General features: G+C 68.7%; 15 protein-coding genes. 4 read left to right on the top strand and 11 right to left on the bottom strand.

Annotated elements, in window-relative coordinates:
• Positions 1–47: 47 nt before the first annotated feature.
• Genes narI through VED21_RS17200 form a run of 6 tightly spaced genes read right to left on the bottom strand, consistent with a single transcriptional unit; the run spans position 48 to position 9,502 of the window.
• Positions 48–737, bottom strand: coding sequence for a respiratory nitrate reductase subunit gamma (gene narI, locus VED21_RS17225; RefSeq protein ID WP_324884191.1), 690 nt, complete (start codon positions 735–737; stop codon positions 48–50).
• 33 nt (positions 738–770) lie between these two features.
• The gene (gene narJ / locus VED21_RS17220) at positions 771–1,439 is read right to left on the bottom strand and encodes a nitrate reductase molybdenum cofactor assembly chaperone (RefSeq protein ID WP_324884189.1); all 669 of its coding nucleotides are present in this window, start codon (positions 1,437–1,439) and stop codon (positions 771–773) included.
• Complete coding sequence (gene narH, locus VED21_RS17215) at positions 1,439–2,962, bottom strand: nitrate reductase subunit beta (RefSeq protein WP_324884187.1); 1,524 nt, start codon at positions 2,960–2,962, stop codon at positions 1,439–1,441. The genes narJ and narH overlap by 1 nt, the downstream gene beginning before the upstream one ends.
• 13 nt (positions 2,963–2,975) lie before the next feature.
• Positions 2,976–6,710, bottom strand: coding sequence for a nitrate reductase subunit alpha (locus tag VED21_RS17210; protein ID WP_324884185.1), 3,735 nt, complete (start codon positions 6,708–6,710; stop codon positions 2,976–2,978).
• A 33-nt stretch (positions 6,711–6,743) separates the two neighbouring features.
• Positions 6,744–8,096 (bottom strand): nitrate/nitrite transporter, encoded by a 1,353-nt coding sequence (locus VED21_RS17205; RefSeq protein WP_324884183.1) that lies wholly within the window; start codon positions 8,094–8,096, stop codon positions 6,744–6,746.
• Positions 8,097–8,134: 38 nt separating this feature from the next.
• Positions 8,135–9,502: a nitrate/nitrite transporter gene (locus VED21_RS17200; RefSeq protein WP_324884180.1), complete on the bottom strand. Its 1,368-nt coding sequence runs from the start codon at positions 9,500–9,502 to the stop codon at positions 8,135–8,137.
• A gap of 339 nt (positions 9,503–9,841) precedes the next feature.
• Here VED21_RS17200 and VED21_RS17195 point away from each other — a divergent pair, with 339 nt between their 5' ends.
• Entirely contained in the window at positions 9,842–10,564 is a 723-nt protein-coding gene (locus VED21_RS17195) for a cyclic nucleotide-binding domain-containing protein (protein ID WP_324884178.1), read from the top strand.
• Between the two features lie 156 nt (positions 10,565–10,720).
• On the opposite strand, the gene VED21_RS17190 is transcribed toward VED21_RS17195, so the two are convergent.
• From VED21_RS17190 to VED21_RS17170, 5 genes are all read right to left on the bottom strand, one after another.
• Positions 10,721–12,400, bottom strand: coding sequence for a hydrogenase maturation protein (locus VED21_RS17190; RefSeq protein WP_324884176.1), 1,680 nt, complete (start codon positions 12,398–12,400; stop codon positions 10,721–10,723).
• 1 nt (position 12,401) lies between these two features.
• Positions 12,402–13,541, bottom strand: a complete 1,140-nt coding sequence (hypD, locus tag VED21_RS17185; RefSeq protein WP_324884174.1) for a hydrogenase formation protein HypD — start codon at positions 13,539–13,541, stop codon at positions 12,402–12,404.
• A 115-nt stretch (positions 13,542–13,656) separates the two neighbouring features.
• Positions 13,657–14,763: a hypothetical protein gene (locus VED21_RS17180; protein WP_324884172.1), complete on the bottom strand. Its 1,107-nt coding sequence runs from the start codon at positions 14,761–14,763 to the stop codon at positions 13,657–13,659.
• A gap of 4 nt (positions 14,764–14,767) precedes the next feature.
• On the bottom strand, positions 14,768–15,082 hold the full coding sequence (locus tag VED21_RS17175) for a metal-sulfur cluster assembly factor (RefSeq protein ID WP_324884170.1): 315 nt from the start codon (positions 15,080–15,082) through the stop codon (positions 14,768–14,770).
• Between the two features lies 1 nt (position 15,083).
• Positions 15,084–16,040, bottom strand: a complete 957-nt coding sequence (locus VED21_RS17170) for a radical SAM protein (RefSeq protein WP_324884168.1) — start codon at positions 16,038–16,040, stop codon at positions 15,084–15,086.
• Between the two features lie 363 nt (positions 16,041–16,403).
• On the opposite strand from VED21_RS17170, the gene ccoG reads away from it, so the two are divergent.
• The 3 genes from ccoG (at position 16,404) to VED21_RS17155 (ending at position 21,111) form a co-directional block, all read left to right on the top strand.
• A complete protein-coding gene (gene ccoG / locus VED21_RS17165; protein WP_324884166.1) occupies positions 16,404–17,873 on the top strand; it encodes a cytochrome c oxidase accessory protein CcoG in 1,470 nt (489 codons plus the stop codon).
• A gap of 13 nt (positions 17,874–17,886) precedes the next feature.
• Positions 17,887–18,435: a molybdopterin adenylyltransferase gene (gene mog / locus VED21_RS17160; protein WP_324884164.1), complete on the top strand. Its 549-nt coding sequence runs from the start codon at positions 17,887–17,889 to the stop codon at positions 18,433–18,435.
• A gap of 120 nt (positions 18,436–18,555) precedes the next feature.
• On the top strand, positions 18,556–21,111 hold the full coding sequence (locus VED21_RS17155) for a nitrate- and nitrite sensing domain-containing protein (protein ID WP_324884162.1): 2,556 nt from the start codon (positions 18,556–18,558) through the stop codon (positions 21,109–21,111).
• The last annotated feature ends 52 nt before the right edge of the window (positions 21,112–21,163 follow it).

Below are 21,163 nucleotides of genomic sequence, written 5' to 3'. Positions count from 1 at the left end.
CCCCCACCCCGGCCCTCCCCCGCTGGGCGGGGGAGGGAGATTGGGCGTCAGACGTGACGGAAGCGGGTCCGGACGATCTGGTAGCTGCGGCCGAGGTAGCCGACCGGGGCGCTCCAGATGTGCACGAGGCGGGAGAAGGGGAAGAGGATGAAGATCACCATCCCCAGCACCAGGTGCAGGCGGTAGACGAAGGGCACGCCGACGATCTGCTCGGCCGCACCGGCGCGGAAGGTGACGATGCGCTGCGCCCAGTCGGCCAGCTTCAGCATCATGCCGCCGTCCAGGTGGCCCAGCGACAGCGGCACCGTGATCAGGCCCAGCACAAGCTGCACCCACAGGATGCCCAGGATGGCGATGTCCATGGACGAGGACGTCTTGCGGATGCGCGGGTCGGTCAGGCGGCGGCGCAGCAGCAGCGTGAGGCCGACGAGGCAGAGCGTGCCGAAGACGCCGCCGGCCACGCAGGCCAGAAGCTGCTTGCCGCCGGCCGACAGGCCGAAGGCGTGGTAGACCTCCGGCGGCGTCAGCAGGCCGACGAAGTGGCCGGCGAACAGCAGCAGGATACCGATGTGGAACAGGTTGGAGGCGCGCGACAGGCTCTCCTTGCGCAGCATCTGGCTGGAACCGCTGCGCCAGGTGTACTGCTCGCGGTCGAAGCGCATCAGGCTGCCGACGAAGAAGACCGTCAGCGCCACGTAGGGCAGGTAGCCGAACAGGAACTGGAATGCGTGGGACATGGTGAATTCTCCGGATCCAAGCACTCGGCGCGCTCAGGCGGCGCGGTGCGCGGGTTTGGAAACCATCGGGCAGGAGGCCAGCGCGTCGCCGGGGCCGAAGGTGACGGGGGCGTCCTCCCAGACCTTGTCCAGCTCCTCCAGGCTGTCGGCATCCTTGGGCGTGGATGCGAGGATCGCCTCCACCTCCGCGGCGTCGGCGGCTTTGGCGGACAGGTGGACGAGGGCCTGGAGCACGGCGGCGTAGGGCGTCTCCCGCTCCGTCAGGCGGCGGCTCAGCGCCGCCAGGACCGAGACGGCGTCGGCGATCACCCGGCGGGCCACCGCGTCGTCCACCAGCGACAGGAATTCGCACAGCAGCGGCAGATAGTCCGGCAGCTCGCGCGCGGCCATGTCGAAGCCGTGGAAGCGGTACAGCTCCACCAGCGTCGCCATGGCGGTGCCGCGCTCCCTGCCCTCCCCGTGCACGTGCTCGTAGAGGTGCAGCGACAGCGTGCGGGAGCGGTCGAACAGGGAGACGTAGCGCTCCTGCGCGTCGATCAGGTCGGTCGCCTTCAAATCCTCGACAAGGACGGCGAGGCCGGTGAGGTGGGTTGCGTCGAGCAGCCCGTCGGCGCGCAGCGCCGCCATCACCTCGTCCAGGCCGGCGATCAGGTCCTCCTCCGGGTAGGTGAGGAGGGCACCCAGGGCCTTGTAGGTCAGCATCACTTGGCCTCCTCCAGCGAGCGGGTGCGCGGCTTGCGCGTGCCGAACAGGTTGCCCTCCGAATAGCCGTCGGAGCAGCCGTTGCCGAAGCTGAAGCCGCACGAGCCGCGCAGGTCGAAGGTGTTCTCGGCGTACTCGCGGTGGGTGGTCGGGATGACGAAGCGGTCCTCGTAGTTGGCGATGGCGAGGATGTTGTACATCTCCTCGACCTGGTTCGCCGTCAGGCCGACCTTGCGCAGCACGTCCGTGTTCAGCCGGCCCTCGACCGACCGGCCGCGCTGGTAGATGCGTAGCGCGTACATGCGGTTCAGCGCCTGGATCACTGGCTCCTCGTCGCCCGCCGTCAGCAGGTTGGCGAGGTACTTGACGGGGATGCGGAGCGAGCGGATGTCCGGCAGGCCGTCGACAAAGCCGATGTGGCCCTTCTCCGCCGCACCCTGGATGGGCGACAGCGCCGGGATGTACCAGACCATCGGCAGCGTGCGGTATTCGGGGTGCAGCGGGAAGGCGATCTTCCATTCCATCGCCATCTTGTAGACGGGCGAGTTGCGCGCCGTCTCCAGCCACGCCTCGGGCACGCCGTCGCGCCGGGCCTGCTCGATCACCGCCGGGTCCTTGGGATCGAGGAAGAGGTCGAGCTGCTTCTGGTACAGCTCGTTGTCGCCGATGGCCGATGCCGCCTCCTCGATCCGGTCGGCGTCGTAGAGCAGGACGCCGAGGTAGCGGATGCGGCCGACGCAGGTTTCCGAGCACACGGTGGGCTGGCCCACCTCGATGCGCGGGAAGCAGAAGGTGCACTTCTCCGCCTTGCCCGACTGCCAGTTGTAGTAGATCTTCTTGTAGGGACAGGCCGAGACGCACATGCGCCAGCCCCGGCACTTGTCCTGGTCGATCAGGACGATGCCGTCCTCTTCACGCTTGTAGATGGAGCCCGACGGGCAGGAGGCCACGCACGCCGGATTGAGGCAGTGCTCGCACAGGCGCGGCAGGTACATCATGAAGGTGTTTTCGAAGTGGCCGTAGATCTCCTTCTGGATCCCGTCGAAGTTCTTGTCCTTCGAGCGTTTGGAGAACTCGCCGCCGAGGATTTCCTCCCAGTTCGGGCCCCAGTGGATCTTCTCCATCTTCTCGCCGGTGATCAGCGAGACGGGGCGCGCCGTCGGCATGGTCTTGCTCTCGGGCGCGGTCTGCAGGTTCTGGTAGTCGAAGGTGAAGGGCTCGTAGTAATCGTCGATCTCCGGCAGGTCGGGGTTGGCGAAGATCTTCGCCAGCACCCGCCATTTGGAGCCGATGCGCGGCTGCAGCTTGCCGCCGGCGGTGCGGACCCAGCCGCCGTTCCAGCGGTCCTGGTTCTCCCATTCCTTGGGATAGCCGATGCCGGGCTTGGTCTCGACGTTGTTGAACCAGGCGTATTCGACGCCTTCACGGCTGGTCCAGACGTTCTTGCAGGTCACCGAACAGGTGTGGCAGCCGATGCACTTGTCCAGGTTCAGGACCATCGCGATCTGAGCGCGGATCTTCATATCTCAGTACTCCTTACTCGGCGGCCTGGGTGATCGGTGCCGGGTCTTCCATCCAGTCGACCTTGTTCATCTTGCGGATGATGACGAACTCGTCGCGGTTGGCGCCGACGGTGCCGTAGTAGTTGAAGCCGTAGGACTGCTGGGCGTAGCCGCCGATCATGTGCGTCGGCTTGGTGACGGTGCGCGTCACCGAGTTGTGGATGCCGCCGCGCTGGCCGGAGGTCTCGGCCCCCGGAACGTTCACGATCTTCTCCTGCGCGTGGTACATCAGGCACATGCCGACGGGCACGCGCTGGCTGACCACGGCGCGGGCCGCGATGGCGCCGTTCAGGTTGTAGGCCTCGATCCAGTCGTTGTCCTCGATGCCGGCCTTCTTCGCGTCCTCCTCGCCGATCCAGATGATGGGTCCGCCGCGCGACAGCGTGAGCATCAGCAGGTTATCGGTGTAGGTGGAATGGATGCCCCACTTCTGGTGCGGGGTGATCCAGTTCAGCACCAGCTGCGGGTTGCCGTTCGACTTCTGGTCGATCACCGCCTTGATCGTCTTCAAATCCACGGGCGGCTTGTAGACGCACAGCTGCTCGCCGAAGGCGCGCATCCAGGGGTGGTCCTGGTAGAGCTGCTGGCGGCCGGTCAGGGTGCGCCAGGGGATCAGCTCGTGCACGTTGGTGTAGCCGGCGTTGTAGCAGACCTTCTCGCTCTCCAGGCCCGACCACGTGGGGGACGAGATGATCTTGCGCGGCTGGGCGACGATGTCGCGGAAGCGGATCTTGTCGTCCTCACGCGGGATGGCGAGGTGGGTGTGGTCGATGCCGGTGGTCTGGGACAGGCTGTCCCACGCCTTCACCGCCACGTGCCCGTTGGTCTCGGGTGCGAGCGTCAGGATGACCTCGCAGGCCTGGATGTCCGTCTCGATTTTCGCGAGGCCCTGGGTGGGGCCTTCCTCGGTGACGGTGCCGTTGAGTTCCTTCAGGAACTCGACCTCATCGCCGGTCTTCCAGGCCATGCCCTTGCCGCCGTTGCCGAGCTTCTCCATCAGCGGCCCGAGCGAGGTGAAGCGCCTGTACAGGTTGGGGTAGTCGCGCTCGACCACGACCATGCCCGGCGCCGTCTTGCCGGGGATCAGGTCGCATTCGCCCTTGCGCCAGTCCTTGACGTCCAGTGCTTGGCCCAGCTCGTTCGCCGTGTCGTGCTGGAGCGGCACCAGCACGAGGTCCTTCTCAACGCCCAGGTGGCCGGGCGCGAGTTCGGAGACCTTCTTCGCGATGCCCTTGAAGATCTCCCAGTCCGAACGCGCCTCCCACGCCGGGTCCACGGCCGCGGTCAGCGGGTGGATGAACGGGTGCATGTCGGAGGTGTTGAGGTCGTTCTTCTCGTACCAGGTGGCGGTGGGCAGCACGATGTCGGAGTAGACGCAGGTCGTCGACATGCGGAAGTCGATGGTGACCAGCAGGTCCAGCTTCCCTTCCGGCCCGTTGGCGTGCCAGACGACTTCCTCGGGCTTCGGTTCGTTGAGCGCGCCGATGTCGCCGCCCATGACGGCGTTCTGCGTGCCCAGCAGGTGCTTCAGGAAATACTCGTGCCCCTTGCCGGACGAGCCCAGCAGGTTGGAGCGCCAGACGAACAGGTTGCGCGGGAAGTTCTTGGGATCGTCCGGGTCCTCGCAGCTCATGCGCATGGCGCCGGACTTCAGCAGCTCGATCGCGTAGTCCTTGGCGTCCTTGCCCGCGGCCGCCGCGGCCTTGGTCAGCTCCAGCGGGTTCAACTCAAGCTGCGGGGAGGAGGGCAGCCAGCCCATGCGCTCCGCCCGGACGTTGAAGTCGATCAGGCTGCCGGAGACCTTGACGTCGGTGGTCGGCGACAGGATCTCGTCCAGCCGCAGCTTCTCGTACCGCCACTGGTCGGTGTGCGCGTACCAGTAGGAGGTGGAGTTCATCTGCCGCGGCGGGCGGCCCCAGTCGAGCGCGAAGGCCAGCGCCGTCCAGCCTGGCTGCGGGCGCAGCTTCTCCTGCCCCACGTAGTGCGACCAGCCGCCACCCTCCTGGCCGATGCAGCCGCACATCACCAGCATGTTGATGATGCCGCGGTAGTTCATGTCCATGTGGTACCAGTGGTTCATGGCGGCGCCGATGATCACCATCGACTTGCCATGCGTGAGGTGCGCGTTCTCCGCGAACTCACGAGCCGTGGTGATGGTCTGCGCGCGCGGCACGCCGGTCACCCGCTCGGCCCAGGCCGGCGTGTAGGGCGCGTCGTCGTCGAAGTCCTTCGCGACGTTGCCGCCGCCCAGGCCCCGGTCGATGCCGTAGTTGGCGATGAACAGGTCGAATACGTTGGCGACCAGCGCCTCCCCGTCCTTCAACGCCACCTTCTTCACCGGCACGTTGCGGACCTGGACTTCATTGTGCTCGGTGCCGCGGAAGTGCTCGCTCACCCGGCCGCCGAAGTAGGGGAAGGCCACGCCCGCCACGTCGTCGCGCGCGTCGATGAGGGTGAGCTTGAGGGGCTGCTTGGACCCGGTGTCGTCCTCGTCCTTCAGGTTCCACTTGCCCTTCTCGCCCCAGCGGAAGCCGATGGAGCCGTGCGGCACGACGATCCGGCCGGTCGCCTCGTCGATGGCCACCGTCTTCCAGTCCGGGTTGTTGGCCTGCCCCAGGTCGCCCTTGAAGTCGGACGCGCGCAGCAGCCGTTCCGCCACGTAGTGGTCGCCCTGCTTGACGAGGCGGACCAGGAACGGCATGTCGGTGTAGCGGCGGCAGTAGTCCTCGAAATACGGGCTCTTCTGCGCCAGATGCCATTCCTTCAGGATCACGTGGCCGATGGCCATGGCCAGCGCCGCGTCGGTGCCCTGCTGCGGGTGCAGCCAGAGGTCGGCGAACTTGGAGGCTTCGGAATAGTCCGGCGTGACCACCACGGTCTTGGTGCCGTTGTAGCGCGCCTCCGACATGAAGTGGGCGTCCGGCGTGCGCGTCTGCGGCACGTTGGAGCCCCACATCATCAGGAACTTGGCATTGTACCAGTCGGCCGATTCCGGCACGTCGGTCTGCTCGCCCCAGGTCTGCGGGCTCGAGGGCGGCAGGTCGCAGTACCAGTCGTAGAAGCTCATGCACGTGCCGCCCAACAGCGACAGGTAGCGCGAGCCGGCGGCGTAGCTGACCATCGACATGGCCGGGATCGGCGAGAAGCCGGCGACGCGGTCCGGGCCCCAGGTCTTGGAGGTGTAGAGGTTGGCCGCCGCGATCAGCTCCAGCGCCTCCTCCCACGTGGTGCGCACGAAGCCGCCGCGACCGCGGAAGGACTTGTAGTCGGCGCTGGCGGCGGGGTTCTCGGTGATGGACTTCCACGCCTCCACGGGGTCCTTGTGCGTGCGCCGGGCCATGCGCCACTGGCGCAGCAGGCGCGAGCGCATCAGCGGGTACTTCACCCGGTTGGCCGAGTAGAGGTACCAGGAGTAGCTGGCGCCGCGCTGGCAGCCGCGCGGCTCATGGTTCGGCAGGCCGGCGCGGGTGCGGGGATAGTCGGTCTGCTGCGTCTCCCAGGTGACGATGCCGCCCTTGACGTAGATCTTCCAGGAGCAGGACCCCGTGCAGTTCGCCCCGTGCGTGGAGCGCACGATCTTGTCGTGCCGCCAGCGGTTCCGGTACGCCTCCTCCCAGGAGCGGTCCTCCTGCGTGACGACGCCGTGGCCGTTGGCGAAGGTGCCGACGTTCTTCTTGAAGAACATCAGGCGATCGAGGAAATGACTCATCGTTTTACTCCCTGAACTCTTGGGATGGCGAGGTCAGCACGGGGCCTCGGCACCCTTGCGGGTGTAGAACCACCAGTTGATGGCGATGTTGATCACGTAGAAGACGGCCGCCCCGAAGAAGAAGGCGTTGGGCGAGCCGGTGGCGGCGAAGGACGCGCCGAACAGCATGCCGAAGATGAAGGGGCCGTAGGCGGCGACCGCGCCGGTCCAGCCGATGACGCCGCCCGCCTGGCGCGGCGGCAGGATCATCGGGATCTGCTTGAAGGTCGACGCGTTGCCGATGCCGGCGAAGAAGAACAGCCCCAGCATGCAGCCGACGAAGTACGGGAACGTCTCCATCGACGTGGGTGCGGTGAAGAAGGTGACGGCGATCGTGCACGCCAGCAGGCCGATGCCGGCGACGTGGGTCACGATGGCCCCGCCCAGCTTGTCGGAGATCGGGCCGGCGGCGACGCGCAGCGCGGAGCCGATCAGCGGGCCGTAGAAGGCGTAGGCCAGCGGGTCCGGCGCGCCCGGCAGGCCGCCGTAGACCTGCTTGATCAGCAGCGGGAAGGTCGCCGAGAAGCCGGAGAAGGAGCCGAAGGTCATGACGTAGAGCGACGTCATGAGCCACGTGTGCTTGTTGCCGAAGATGTCCATCTGCTCGCGCACGTTGGCGCGCACAGGCACGCTCTTCAGCATGGTCAGGGCCATCAGGCCGAAGACCACGACGAAGGGCACGTAGATGATGGCGGCGTTCTGCAGCCAGATCGGCGACTGCGCGGTGCCCTTGGTGAACACCTGCGGCTCGCCCAGCACGGTGCCGCCGACCAGGGCCGCGCCGACGATCCAGGGCGTGAGGAACTGCACCACGCTGACGCCGAAGTTGCCGACACCCGCCTGGATCGCCAGCGCGGTGCCCTGCAGGCGCTTGGGGAAATACAGACTGGTCGACGGCATGAAGGAGGAGAAGTTGCCGCCGCCCAGGCCGGCCGCGAAGGCCAGCACCATCAGCACCCAGAACGGCGTGCCCGTGTCCTGCACCGCATAGAACAGGCCCACCAGCGGGATCAGCAGGCTGAGCGTCGACCAGCCCACCACCCGGCGCGTGCCGTAGATGGGGATGAGGAAGGTGTGGACGATGCGCAGGGAGCCGCCGGCGAGGCCGGGCATGGCCGTCAGCCAGAACAGCTGCGTGGGCGTGAAGGTGAAGCCGATGTTGGGCAGCCGCACCACCAGCGCTGACACCAGGAACCACGCGATGAAGGCCATGGTCAGGTTGGCGGTGGTGATCCACAGGGTGCGCCACGCCAGGCGCTTGCCCGTGGCCTCCCAGAACGTCGCGTCCTCCGGCCGCCAGTCGGCCACGGTGTCGGACGCACGCACCGTCGCGGGTGCATAGGTCATGGTGGGGTTTCCTCGTTATTGTGTGGCGGCGCGGGGGATCAGGCGTTGCCGGCGGCCGCACCGTCCGGCAGGGATGCACCGGCCGCCTTGGGCCGCGGGGCCGCGTTGATGCCTTCCAGCTCCGGCAGTTCGGGCAGCTTGGCCAGCTCGGGGGCGTGGCGGCGCTCCATGCGCTGGATGGCCAGGTGCATCCACACGAAGGAGACGGCGACGATCAGGAAGAGCAGCATGAAGCAGCTCGTCCACACGCCGGTGATGTCGTTCATGGCGCCGAAGGCGATGGGCAGGATGAAGCCGCCCAGGCCGCCGATCAGGCCGACGATGCCGCCCACCGAGCCGACGTTGTTCGGGTAGTAGACGGGGATGTGCTTGTACACGGCCGCCTTGCCCAGCGACATGAAGAAGCCCAGGACGAAGGCGATGACCGTGAAGGAGATGAAGTCGAGCGCGAAGGCGAATTCGATCGGGCCCTTGATGCCCTGCACCACGTAGTGCGTGCTGGGATAGGACAGCAGGAAGGTGCAGATCACCGAGACGCCGAAGGTCCAGTACATGACCCGCCGCGCGCCGATCTTGTCCGACAGCACGCCACCGAAGGCGCGGAAGACCGACGCGGGGATCGAATAGGCGGCCCCCAGCATGCCGGCCGTCGTGATGTCCAGCCCGTAGGCGCCGATGTAGTAGCGCGGCAGCCACAGCGCCAACGCGACGAAGCCGCCGAAGACGAAGAAGTAATAGAGCGAGAAGCGCCAGACCTGCAGGTTCTTCAGCGGCGACAGGTGCATCGCCGTCGATTCCACGGGCAGGCCCTTGGCGCGCCGCTCCTGCAGGACCGGGTCGTCCTCGGTGGTGAACCAGAAGACCACCGCCATCACCAGGATCGCCGTGGCCCACACCAGCGCCACCGTCTTCCACCCGAAGGAGACCATGACGAAGGGGGCGGCGAACTTGGTGACCGCGGCACCGACGTTGCCCATGCCGAAGATGCCCAGCGCGGTGCCCTGTTTCGTCTTCGGGTACCAGCGCGAGGTGTAGGCGATGCCCACCGCGAAGGCGCCGCCGGCGATGCCCACGCCCAGGGCCGCCAGCAGGAAGGTCGGGTAGTCGTAGGCCCAGGTCAGCAGGTAGGTGGCGATGGCGGCCGCGACCATGACGGCGACGTAGACGATACGGCCGCCGTACTGGTCGGTCCAGATGCCCAGGAACAGGCGGGACAGCGAACCGGTCAGGATCGGCGTGCCGACCAGCAGGCCGAACTGCGTGTCGGTGAGGCCGAGGTCCTTTTTGATCTGCACGCCGATGATCGCGAAGATCGTCCACACGGCGAAGCACACGGTGAACGCCACCGTGCTGAGCGTGAGCGCCCGCGTCTGCTGTGCGGGCGTGACGGTGTCGAGGTTCGTCATGAACACCCCCTGTCAGTCCCTAGTCTCTGTGGGGGCATTCTGTCGCCGGGCCTTCCCGGACGCTTGACCGCGGTCAAGCGCGCAAAGTACTGGCCATTATGTCGCACTTACTTGGCAAATAATACCAAATATTGACCCTTGGCTACTTAAGACTAGCTTGTTTTCGTATCCTCGCTTGACGAATGTCAAGTCTGCTGCGCGGCGGCCATGCCATGCTGTATCCATGGCGCTCCGTTATAACTTAGGATCTATTCCAATCAGACGAACGGCTAGGTTTCTGCGGGGCGGAACCGGCAGTCTATGATGCCGGCAACATCAAGCGGGGGGAAGACGGGACCCATGCGGACCAGGGATTTGGAGATCATCCGGGCGCTGCCCTGCTTCGACGGGCTGGACGAGGACCAATTGGGCACGGTGACGGCCGGCGCCCTCCTGCAACGCTTCCCGCGCGAGACCGTGCTGTTCGAGCAGGGGGAGCGGCCGGACTTCCTGCACGTGCTGGTCGAAGGGTCGGTGATGATGTACGGCAGCACCAACGACGGCCGCGAAACTGTGATCGAGATCCTGACGCCGGTGGACAGCTTCCTGCTGGCCGCGGCGCTGACCGACACGCCCTACCTGATGTCGGCCAAGGCGCTGGAGCCCTCGCAGATCCTGATGCTGCCGGCCCGCGCGTTGCGCGAGCAGCTGGCGCTGCAGCCGAAGCTGGCGCTGTCGATGCTGGCGTCGCTGGCCGTGCAGTTCCGGCGCATGGTGCGGCAGGTGAAGGATCTGAAGCTGCGCACCTCCACCCAGCGCCTTGCCGCCTTCCTTCTGCACATGGCCGAGCCGCCGGTGGACGGCGCCACGTTCGACCTGCCGACCAACAAGCAGGTGCTGGCCAGCCGCCTGGGCATGACCCCGGAAAACCTGTCGCGCGCCTTCGCCGCCCTGATCGAGCAGGACATTTCCATCAAGGGCCGCACGGTGACCATCGGCTCCATCGAACGGCTGCGCAACTACTGCCACCCCGACACGCTGATCGACGACGTGGAGCGGGATCTGCGGGTGGTGCTGGATTGAGCCCGGTCAGCCGCGCTGCTGGCGACGTTCTGCCCCCTCCCTAACCCTCCCCCGCGTTGCGGTGGAGGGGACTGCCGCCGCCACCCCATAACCCTCCACCTCGAAGAGGGGGAGGGTGGCTGAGCGCCAGCGAAGCCGGGAGGGGGCACCCGCGCCCTACCCCATCCTCCTGTGCCGTGCCAGATACAGCGGCGTGCGCGACTTCGGCACCTTGAAGACGAAGTTGTAGCGGGCGACGTGGTAGCTGGGGTCGAAGCCGTAGAAGTTGAAGCGCATGCGCTCCAGCTCTTCCGCCCGGTACTGCTCCAGCGGCTTGGCGGCTTCGTCGTCGGCGCGGCGGCGGCGCTTGTCGGCCAGCAGGGCGGGCAGCGCCGGATCGGCCGCCAGCGCCCGGGCGCGCTCGGCCAACTCGGCGCGGAACTCCGCCACCGTCGTGCCGAACGCGGCATCGACGAGGCCCAGGCGGCGCGCCTCCGGCGTGCCCATGGGCAGGCGCGCCTCGGTGACGCGCCGGGCGTTCTCCGCGCCGGCCCGGCGGGGCAGCGTGTAGGTCCAGTATTCGGAGCCGTAGAGGTTGCCCATCCCCTTGTAGTGCGGGTTCAGCACCACCCCGGTGCGCGCCCACACGAAGTCGGCACCCAGCGCCAGGAAGACGCCGCCGGCCCCGGCGTTACCGGACAGCGCCGCCACCGTCACCTTGCCCGTCGCGGAGATCAGCGCGCGGGCCACGTCGTCGATGGCGTTGATGGTGCGCCAGGATTCGTCGGCCGGGCTGGCCGCCGCCTCGATCAGGTTGAGGTGGATGCCGTTGCTCCAGAAATCCTCGCCGCCCATCAGCACCAGCACGCGCGTGTCGCGCGCCAGCGCCGATTCCAGCGCGGTCCGCAGCCGCTCGCACTGCCGCGCACCCATGGCGCCGTTGTAGAAGGGGAAGTGCAGGTATCCGACACCGTCCGCCTCCTCGTACCACAGGTCGCGGTAATCGCCCTGCACCTCCGGCAGGTCCGCTGCGCCGGGCAGAACCATGGTGGCGGGCAGCTTCAGGGACGGGTTCTGCGGATCCGTAGACGGCGCCTTCATGTGCCCGATCCACACGGCGCCATTGACGGTGGCACGGCACACCGCGCCCTCCCAACGGGCGATCCAGGCGCCCGGCGCGCCCGTCAGGCGGCTTTCCGGGTGGGCGTCGAACAGGCTGATGCCCTCGTCACGCACGCCCGGCACGCCGTCGCCGCTGCGGATCTTGCGCAGCACGGTGGCGGTGTCGTCGCGGGTCCAATCGATGGCGCGGTCGGCCTGTCGCATGGCCGGGCGCGGCTTGCCGAAGGCCTGCGGGTCGGCCGGGTCGAACGGCGTCGGGCCGCCGCCCTGCCCCAGCCGGTCCAGCGCGCCCAGCACCGCCGCGACGGCGTTCTCCGTCACCTCGTGCCGGTACAGGCTGGCCTTGGGCGCCTCGCGCATGGGAAAGGATATCGAGCGCCAGACGTCGCCCGCGTCGAACTCCGCGTTCGCCTGCAGGACGGTGACGCCCCAGCGGCCCCCATTTTCTTTGCTGGGTCCTTCGAGCACCGCCCAGTCCAGCGCCGACGGGCCGCGGTCGCCCAGCGGGCCGGGATGCACGACGAGGCAGGGCACGCGCCGCCACACGTCCTCCGGGATCGCGCGCTTGAGGAAGGAGGCGAGCACCACGTCGGGGCGGAAGCGGTCCACCGCCTCGCGCGTCACCGAATCGTTGACGTCGAACTCGATGGTCAGCTCGTGCCCGCGCTCGGCCAGTTCGACGTACAGGCGCTGCGCCAGGCTGTTGAAGGCGTGGACGAGGAGGAGCAGGCGCATCTCAGGCGGCCCCCGCCACATGGTCGCGGAAGCGGCCGTAGGTGTAGTGCGCCGCGCACGCCCCCTCCGCCGACACCATGCAGGACCCCATGGGGTTCTCCGGCGTGCAGCCGGTGCCGAACAGCTTGCAGTCGGTCGGCTTCTTGACGCCGCGCAGGATGGCGCCGCAGGCGCAGGCCTTGTGGTCGGGCACCATGGCGCCGGGGATGGCGAATCGCCGCTCGGCGTCCCAGGCCGCGTACGGCTCCTTGATCCGGAGCGCGCTGTAGGGCACCAGCCCCAGGCCGCGCCATTCGAAGCTGCGGCGCAGCTCGAACACCTCGGCCACCAGGGCCAGCGCCTTGCGGTTGCCCTCGCGCGTCACGGCGCGGATGAACTGGTTCTCCACCTCCGCCCGGCCCTCGTTGATCTGGCGGACCAGCATCAGGATGGCCTGCATCACGTCCAGCGGCTCGAACCCCGCGACGACGACGGGCTTCTGGTACTCCTCGGCGAAGTACTCGTACGGGCGGCTGCCGATGACGGTGGACACGTGCGCCGGGCCGATGAAGGCGTCCAGCGGCACGGTGCCCAGCTCGCGCACCTCCGGGCTCTCCAGGATGTTGGCGATGGCCGACGGGGTCAGCACGTGGTTGCAGAAGACCGAGAAGTTCTTCAGCCCCTTAGCCTTCGCGACCTGAAGGGCGACGGCGGTGGGCGGCGTGGTCGTCTCGAAGCCGATGGCGAAGAACACCACCTCGCGATCCGGGTTGGCCTCGGCCGCCTTCAGCGCGTCGGTGGTGGACAGCACCATGCGGATGTCCGCCCCCTCGGCCTTCGCCTTGATGAGGCTCATGCGCTCCGACGCGGGCACGCGCATGACGTCGCCGTAGGTGCACAGGATCACGCCGGGGCGCCGCGCGATGGCAATGGCGTCGTCGATGCGCCCGACGGGCAGCACGCACACCGGGCAGCCCGGCCCGTGGATCAGGCGCACGTTGGGCGGCAGCAGGTCGGGGATGCCATAGCGCGCGATGGCGTGCGTGTGGCCGCCGCAGAACTCCATGACGTGGTAGCTGCGGGCGGGATCGACCTCGCGCCGGATCGTCTCGGCCACGGCGCGCGCCAGCGCGGCATCCCGGAACTCGTCGACGTACTTCATGGCCCTCCCCCTCCGTGCGCGGAGTTGGCCGCACGCGGGGGCGGCCCGCGATGATCTCTATCAAATCGCCGGCATCGGGGCACCACCCGATCGGGTAGGGACAAATCCCACCCGGTCACCGCCGCTTCAACACGCGCGACGCGGTCAGCACGATGAAGAGCGCGATGGCGGCGACGTTCGCCGCCCCGCCCCACTGGCGCAGCGGAAGATCGTCGGACAGTACGCCGGCCACGCGCAGGGCCACGCCCAGGTGCAGTGCCGCCAGCGGCAGGTAGAGGACGTTGCCGAACGGCACGGCGAGGCGCAGCACGGCCGGCAGGATGATCGGCGCGTGGCCGAACACCATCGCGAAGACGAAGCCCAGGAACAGCGCGTGCAGCGCCGCGTCGTAGAACCCCTCCCCCGCCCCGGCGGCCAGCGCGCCGGCCACCGCCAGCCACGCGTAGCCCGACAGCAGGCACGCCGCCACGTAGCGCGGCAGGCCCGTACCGCGCACGGTGTGGCGCGCCACGTCGAAGCGGGCCAGCCACGCCGCCAGCCCCACCAGCCCCACGCCGGCCAGCCGCAGCCCGGCCTCGGGCTCCGCCACGGCCAGCACCCCGCCGCCGGCCAGCGCCGCGACGATCAGGGCAAAGCCGGGAGCGGCCCAGCGGTTGGGCGGGCGGAAGCGGCTCAGTTCCAGCCGCTCGCCGGCGATGGTCAGGACGAGAAACAGCATCCACCAGACGACCGCCGCCTGGACCGGCGCGCCGAGCAGCCACAGCAGGTTGCCCACCAGCGAGCAGGCCGCCGCCCCGGCCATGGTCGCCGTGAAGCCCGCCGGCTGGAACCGCCAGACGCGCCAGGACGCCACCGTCAGCACCGCCGACGCCACCACCAGCAGCGCCGCCCCCGCCGGCACCGGCAACCCGGCCACCAGCGCCAGCCCGCCCAGCCCCGAAGCCAGCGGCCCGAGGAACACCCAGCGGTGCCCGAGCGCCGAGGCGCGCTCCAGCCCGATCACCGTGCCGAAGAAGCCGGACACCATCAGGGGCCCGTGCAGCAGCGCCATGTCGGCGTGCGGCAGCGGCACCACCCAGCCCAGGCGTGCCAGCCCGGCCAGCACGCCGCCCGCCAGCGCCACGAAGCCCAGCGCCAGCAACGGCAGCCGCCGCGCCCGCAGCGCGGCGGCGGAGGCGCGGGCGGGGGCCGGTGCGGGTGTGGGGGCCGCGGCGGCCGTCATGGCCTCAGCCCTCCTCCGGCCAGCCCAGGCGGCGGCGCGCCTCGGCGGTCATGCGCGCGGGCGTCCAGGGCGGGTCGAGGACGAGGTCGACGGTGACGCCCGGCGCCTCCGGCACGGCGGCGCGCACCGCGTCCTCGGCCGTCTCGCACAGATAGTCGCCCAGCGGGCAGGCCGGCGAGGTGACGCCCAGCCGCACGTCGATGGTCCCGGCCGGGTGCACGTCGATGCCGTAGACGAGGCCCAGTTCGACCACGTCGATGCCCATCTCCGGGTCGACGACCGTGCGCAAGGCCTCCAGGACGCGGGCGTCGGCGGTCATGTCACGCCTCCCCCTGCTGGTAGGCGATGCAGCGCTCGCACACGGTGCCGGTGACGTCCTTCTTCAGGTGGGCGGCGCGCAGGGCCGTGAAGGCCTCGCTGTGCCACGCGTCCGTGAACGAGGTCGTCATCAGGTCGCCCATGTCGAAGCGGCCGTCGTGGTCGAAGCAGCAGGCCGACAGCTTGCCGTCGTAGGTCACGTGCCCCTCGGTGAACACCGCCCAGCACGGCAGCGGCTCGCGTAGCGCGCCGACGCGGCCGATGTTGCCGGCCACCGGCTTGGTGCCGTGCGCGCCGGCCGTGAAGCCGGCCTGGTTGTACAGCGGCAGGTAATAGTGCTCGTCCACATAAGGCACGATCTCCGCCACCGTGGCGGCCATGCGCTCCTGCTGCTCGCCGTCGTAGAGGATGGAGGAGGCGTACAGGCCGCAGCGGTGGCCCGTCGCCGCCAGCACCTCGTCGCGCACGCCGCGCGCCGCCTTCAGGTTGGCCAGAACCTTGTCGAAGGCGTCGACGCGCGTGACCTGCTTGTACTGCTCGGGATCGGCGGCGTTGATGGAGAACTTCAGGCTGTCCAGCCCGGCCTCCATGCAGGCGCGCACCTTCTCCGGCTTGGCGAGGCGCCCGTTGGTGGTGAGGAAGACGTAGGGGTAGCCGCACTCATGCTTGGCGAAGCGGATCGCCTCCGCCAGCTTCGGGTACAGCATCGATTCGCCCAGGTAGAACAGGCCGATCTCCTCGACGCCGGCCTCGCGCATCTCCTTCAGCAGGCGGGTCAGCAGGCCCCAGTCGATGTCGGCCTTGTCGCGCAGCTTGTAGCCGGTGGCGCAGAAGAAGCACTGCAGGTCGCAGCGCGCCGTCAGCTCGATCTTCACGCTGCGCGGCACCGGCGGCCGGGCGCCCCGCCAAGCGGTGTCCAGCGCCGTGATCGCGTCGACGCGCGCGGTGATCGATGTCATTCGAATGTCTCCAAAATACCGGCGGGCTTGGCCGGCACACTAACGACCTCCTCGCCCGCCCGGGTTGATCTCGGTCAAGGTAAGGGCTGAAAGCATCCGTAATAATCGCGACCAACAATCGGCCCCCGTCGGGCAAATTGCCATGCGGCATTTTCGCTTGAACCGTTCCAGGGTGAGTGGACCAAGGCGGCGGCGGCCTTGCAACCCACGGCTATTTCCGCCGCCGGACGCCCGGAGGCATCCGAAAGGATGAGACGGGCCCGGCGTTTTTGTCTGGTTGCTTGATCCGGATCAACGATCCGGAAACCCGCTTCGATTAGGTTCGCCGCCTTTCCTCCACTTGCTGCACTGCACAGGCGCACCATGCCCGACGGAAGCACGCCCAAGCCCACGACCGCCCCCCCGCCCCTGTGGGAAGTCCACAAGACGATTCACCCGAAGGCGGTGTCGGGCTATTTCCGGCGCCTGAAGTGGGCGGTGCTGGCGGTGCTGCTGGGCATCTTCTTCGTCACGCCGTGGCTGCGCTGGGACCGCGGCGCCGACGCGCCGGGGCAGGCGGTGCTGTTCGACCTGACGCAGGGCCGCTTCTTCATCTTCGGCATCGAGATCTGGCCGCAGGAGATCTACTACCTGACCGGCATCCTGATCGTCGCCGCCGTGGGCCTGTTCCTGGCCACCGCGCTGGCCGGGCGCGTGTGGTGCGGCTTCGGCTGCCCGCACACGGTGTGGACCGACCTGTTCATCCGCATCGAGCACTTCTTCGAAGGCGACCGGGCGGAACGCATCCGCATGGAACGCGCGCCGTGGACCGCGAAGAAGATCGGCCGCAAGGCGGGCAAGCACGCCTTCTGGCTGCTGGTCAGCGCGGTGTCGGCCTTCGGCTTCTGCGCCTACTTCACCGACGCGCCGCAACTGGCGACCGACATCGCCACGCTGAACGTCTCCAGCGACGCGCTGACGTTCCTCGGCCTGTTCATGTTCAGCACCTACGGCATGGCCGGCTGGGCGCGCGAGCAGATGTGCTATTACATGTGCCCGTGGCCGCGCATCCAGACCGCGATGCTGGACGAGCACAGCCTCGTCGTCACCTATCAGGCCGAGCGCGGCGACAGCCGCGGGCCGAAGCGCAAGTCGGAAACGTGGGAGGAGCGCGCGGCGCGCGGCCTCGGCGACTGCATCGACTGCGGGCAGTGCGTCCAGGTCTGCCCCATGGGCATCGACGTGCGCAGCGGCGAGCAGGCGGACTGCATCAACTGCGGCCTGTGCGTGGATGCCTGCGACAGCATCATGATGCAGGTCGGCCGCCCCCTGGGCCTGATCAAGTTCGACACGCTGGCCAACCTCGCCGCCCCCGCGCCCGCCAAGGCCGCCTACAAGGTGCCGGTGATGCGGGCGCGCACCATGATCTATCTGGGCGTCATGGGCGTGGTGCTGACGCTGATGACCGTGGTCTTCACCAACCGTTCGCACACCGACGTGGCCGTGCTGCGCGACCGCGCGCCGCTGTTCGTCACCCTGTCCGACGGGTCGATCCGCAACGGCTACACCTTCAAGGTCGCCAACAAGTCGCGCGAGGACCGCGTCTACGACTTGGCGGTCAAGGGCCTGCCCGGCGCCGAGGTCAACGTGATCGGCGAGGGCGAGGGCGAGCACGAGCAGGCCGGCGGCATGCACATCAAGGCCGCCCCCGACAGCGTCGCCACCTACCGCGTCTACGTGAAGGCGCCGCGCGCGTCGGTCACCGCCGCCTCCACCCCGCTGACCTTCACGCTCAGCGAGACCGGCGGGCGGGAAAAGGACAGCTACACCTCGGTCTTCCTCGGCCCGAACTGAACCAGGAGTCGTCATGACCACGCCCGGCCGCCACCGTCCTCTGCGCATCGGCATCGTCACCGTGTCGGACCGCGCCAGCCGCGGCGTGTACGAGGACAAGGGCGGCCCGGCGATCCGGGAGGAGCTGACGCGCATCGTCGCCAACGCCTGGGAACCGGTGGTGCGCGTCATCCCCGACGAGCTGGAGGTGATCGCCGCCACCCTGGCCGAGCTGTGCGACGCGGAAGGCTGCGATCTGGTGGTGACCACCGGCGGCACCGGCCCCGCCCCGCGCGACGTGACGCCGGAGGCGACCGAGCAGGTCTGCATCAAGATGATGCCGGGCTTCGGCGAGCTGATGCGCAAGGTCAGCCTGGAGGTGGTGCCCACCGCCATCCTGTCGCGCCAGACCGCCGGCATCCGCGGCACCAGCCTGATCGTCAACCTGCCCGGCAAGCCGTCGGCCATCCACGACTGCCTGATGGCGGTGTTCCCGGCGATTCCCTACTGCCTCGACCTGATCGGCGGGGCGTGGATCGACACGGATCCGGACGTGTGCACGGCCTTTCGGCCGAAATCGTGATTTCTGCTTAAATTTTATCCATTCCGCGCGGTTGTTCGTTGACGTACGCGATCGCTGAGGTAACCATCCGTTCGTGCTATTCCCTTGCACCCGCAGGGACATGAAACGATGGGACCGTCGATGAGCTTTCGCCTTTCCAACTGGCCGCTGCGCCGTCAGGTCTTCGCCGCGCTGGGCGTGGCGATCGTGGCTCTGGTCACGCTGTCGGCCTGGGTGGTGGCGGAGCGCTGGCGCGAGATGACGGCGATCTCCCACCTGCGCACGCTGGTCGACGCCACCACCGCCATCGGCACCCTGTCCCACGAGCTGCAGAAGGAACGCGGCGCCAGCGCCCTTTACCTGGGCAGCGGCGGCAAGCAGTTCCGCGCCGAGCTGGACGAGCAGCGCCGCACCTCCGACAGCGCGGCCGAGGCGCTGGCCAAGGCCCTGCCCCCCTTGCGCGGGCAGCCGGCGTTCAAGGACTTCCTGGGCGCCATCGCCGACGCCGAGGCGCAGCTGGGCGTGCTGCGCGACCGGCGCGGCGACATCGACCGGCTGGCGCTGAAGGGGCCGGACTCCTTCGCCTTCTACACCCGCCTGATCCTCGGCCTGCTCGATTCGACCTACGTGGTCAGCCGCATCACCGACGACGCCGACCTGAAGAACCACGTCTTCGCCTATGCCACCTTCATGCAGGGCAAGGAGCGCGCGGGGCAGGAGCGCGCCACCGGATCGGGCGGCTTCGCGGCGGGCAAGTTCGACGCCGCGCTGTACCAGCGCCTGACCGGCCTGATCGCCGCGCAGGACACCTATTTCTCCGTCTTCCGCGGCATCGCCTCGCCCGCCGCCATCGGCCTGTTCCGCGACCGCGCCGAGGGCCGCGCGCTGGCCGACGTGGCCGACCTGCGCAGGCTGGCGCTGGACGCCGGCATCGGCGGCGACCTGAAGGGCACGCCCGCCCCGACGTGGTTCAAGCTGACCACCGCCCGCATCGACGAGATGAAGACGGTGGAGGACCGCCTCGCCGCCGACCTGCAGGCGGCGGCCAAGCGCAAGGCCGACGGCGCCACCACCGAGTTCGCGCTGGCGCTCGCCCTGGCGATCGGCGGATCGGCGCTGGCGCTGCTGGTCGGGCTGGCGATCGTGCGTTCCATCACCCGCGCCATCGGCGGCCTGACCGAGGCGACGGAGCGCATCGCGTCCGGCGACGTGCAGGTCGCCATCCCCGGCGACGACCGCGGCGACGAGGTGGGCGCGCTGGCCCGCGCCATCCACCACATCCGCAACGCCGGCGTGGCCGCCATGCGGATCAAGACCGCGCTCGACAATGTCTCGGCCAACACCATGATGGCCGACACCGAGGGCAAGGTGATCTACATGAATCGCGCGGCGGCCGAGATGTTCCGCCGCGCCGGGGACGACATCCGCAAGCAGATCCCGCACTTCAAGGCGGACGCGCTCCTGGGGTCCAGCATCGATCTCTGGCACAAGAACCCGGGTATGCAGCGCGACCTGTTGGCCCACCTGACCGGCGCCCACACGGCGCGCATCCAGGTGGGCGTGCGCACCTTCGCCCTGGTCGCCACCCCGGTGCGCGACGAGAGCGGCGAGCGGCACGGCACCGTCGTGGAATGGCGCGACATGACGCAGGAGCTGCAGATCCAGGAGGAGGTGGCGACCATGGTGCGCGCAGCATCCGAGGGCGACTTCACCAAGCGCGTCGACCTCGCCGGCAAGGACGGCTTCATGCTGGATCTGGCGCGCAACATGAACGCCCTGTCGGAGACCTCCGCCCACTCGCTGCGCGGCGTCGTGGAGTTCCTGGAGGCGCTGGCCGAGGGCGACCTGACGCGCCGCATCACCGGCGACCATCGCGGCATGTTCGGCCGCATCCAGACCGACGCCAACCGCACCGCCGAACGGCTGGGCGACATCGTCTCGCGCATCGTCGCGGCGGCCGATACCATCGGCACCGCGTCGCAGGAGATCTCGCTCGGCTCCTCCGACCTTGCCGACCGCACGGAGCAGCAGGCCAGCAGCCTGGAGCAGACGGCGGCCAGCATGGAGGAGCTGGCGGCCACCGTCCGCTCCAACGCCGACAACGCCCAGCGCGCCAACGGCATGGCCAACGACGCCCAGCGCGCCGCCGAAAGCGGCGGCGGGGTGGCCGGCTCCGCCATCGAGGCGATGAAGCGCATCGAGGACGCCAGCCGCAAGATCACCGACATCATCGGCGTCATCGACGAGATCGCCTTCCAGACCAACCTGCTGGCCCTCAACGCCGCCGTCGAGGCCGCCCGTGCGGGCGACGCCGGCCGCGGCTTCGCGGTGGTGGCGCAGGAGGTGCGGCAGCTGGCGCAACGTTCCGCCCAGGCGTCGAAGGAGATCAAGACGCTGATCCTGGCCAGCGACGGCCAGGTGAAGGACGGCGTCGACCTCGTGCGCCGAGCCGGCGACGCGCTGGGGGGCATCGTGTCCGGGGTGCGCGAGGTGGCGAGCCTCATCTCCGAAATGGCCTCGGCGTCCAGCGAACAGGCCTCGGCGCTGGACGAGATCAACGCCACCGTGGCGCAGATGGACGAGATGACCCAGAAGAACGCCGCCCTGGTGGAGGAGACGACGGCCGCCGCGCAGTCGCTGGCCGGCCAGGCCCACGACCTGCGCGAACTGGTGTCCTTCTTCCGGCGGGTGGGGTGATAGTAAGAGTTTTTTGAGACACGGATGAACACGGATGCAAGCACGGATGAAC

It is taken from the genome of Azospirillum sp. (assembly GCF_035627195.1).
GTDB lineage: Bacteria > Pseudomonadota > Alphaproteobacteria > Azospirillales > Azospirillaceae > Azospirillum.
Note: the sequence above shows the minus strand (reverse complement) of the source record. Positions and strands in the feature narration are given on the sequence as shown.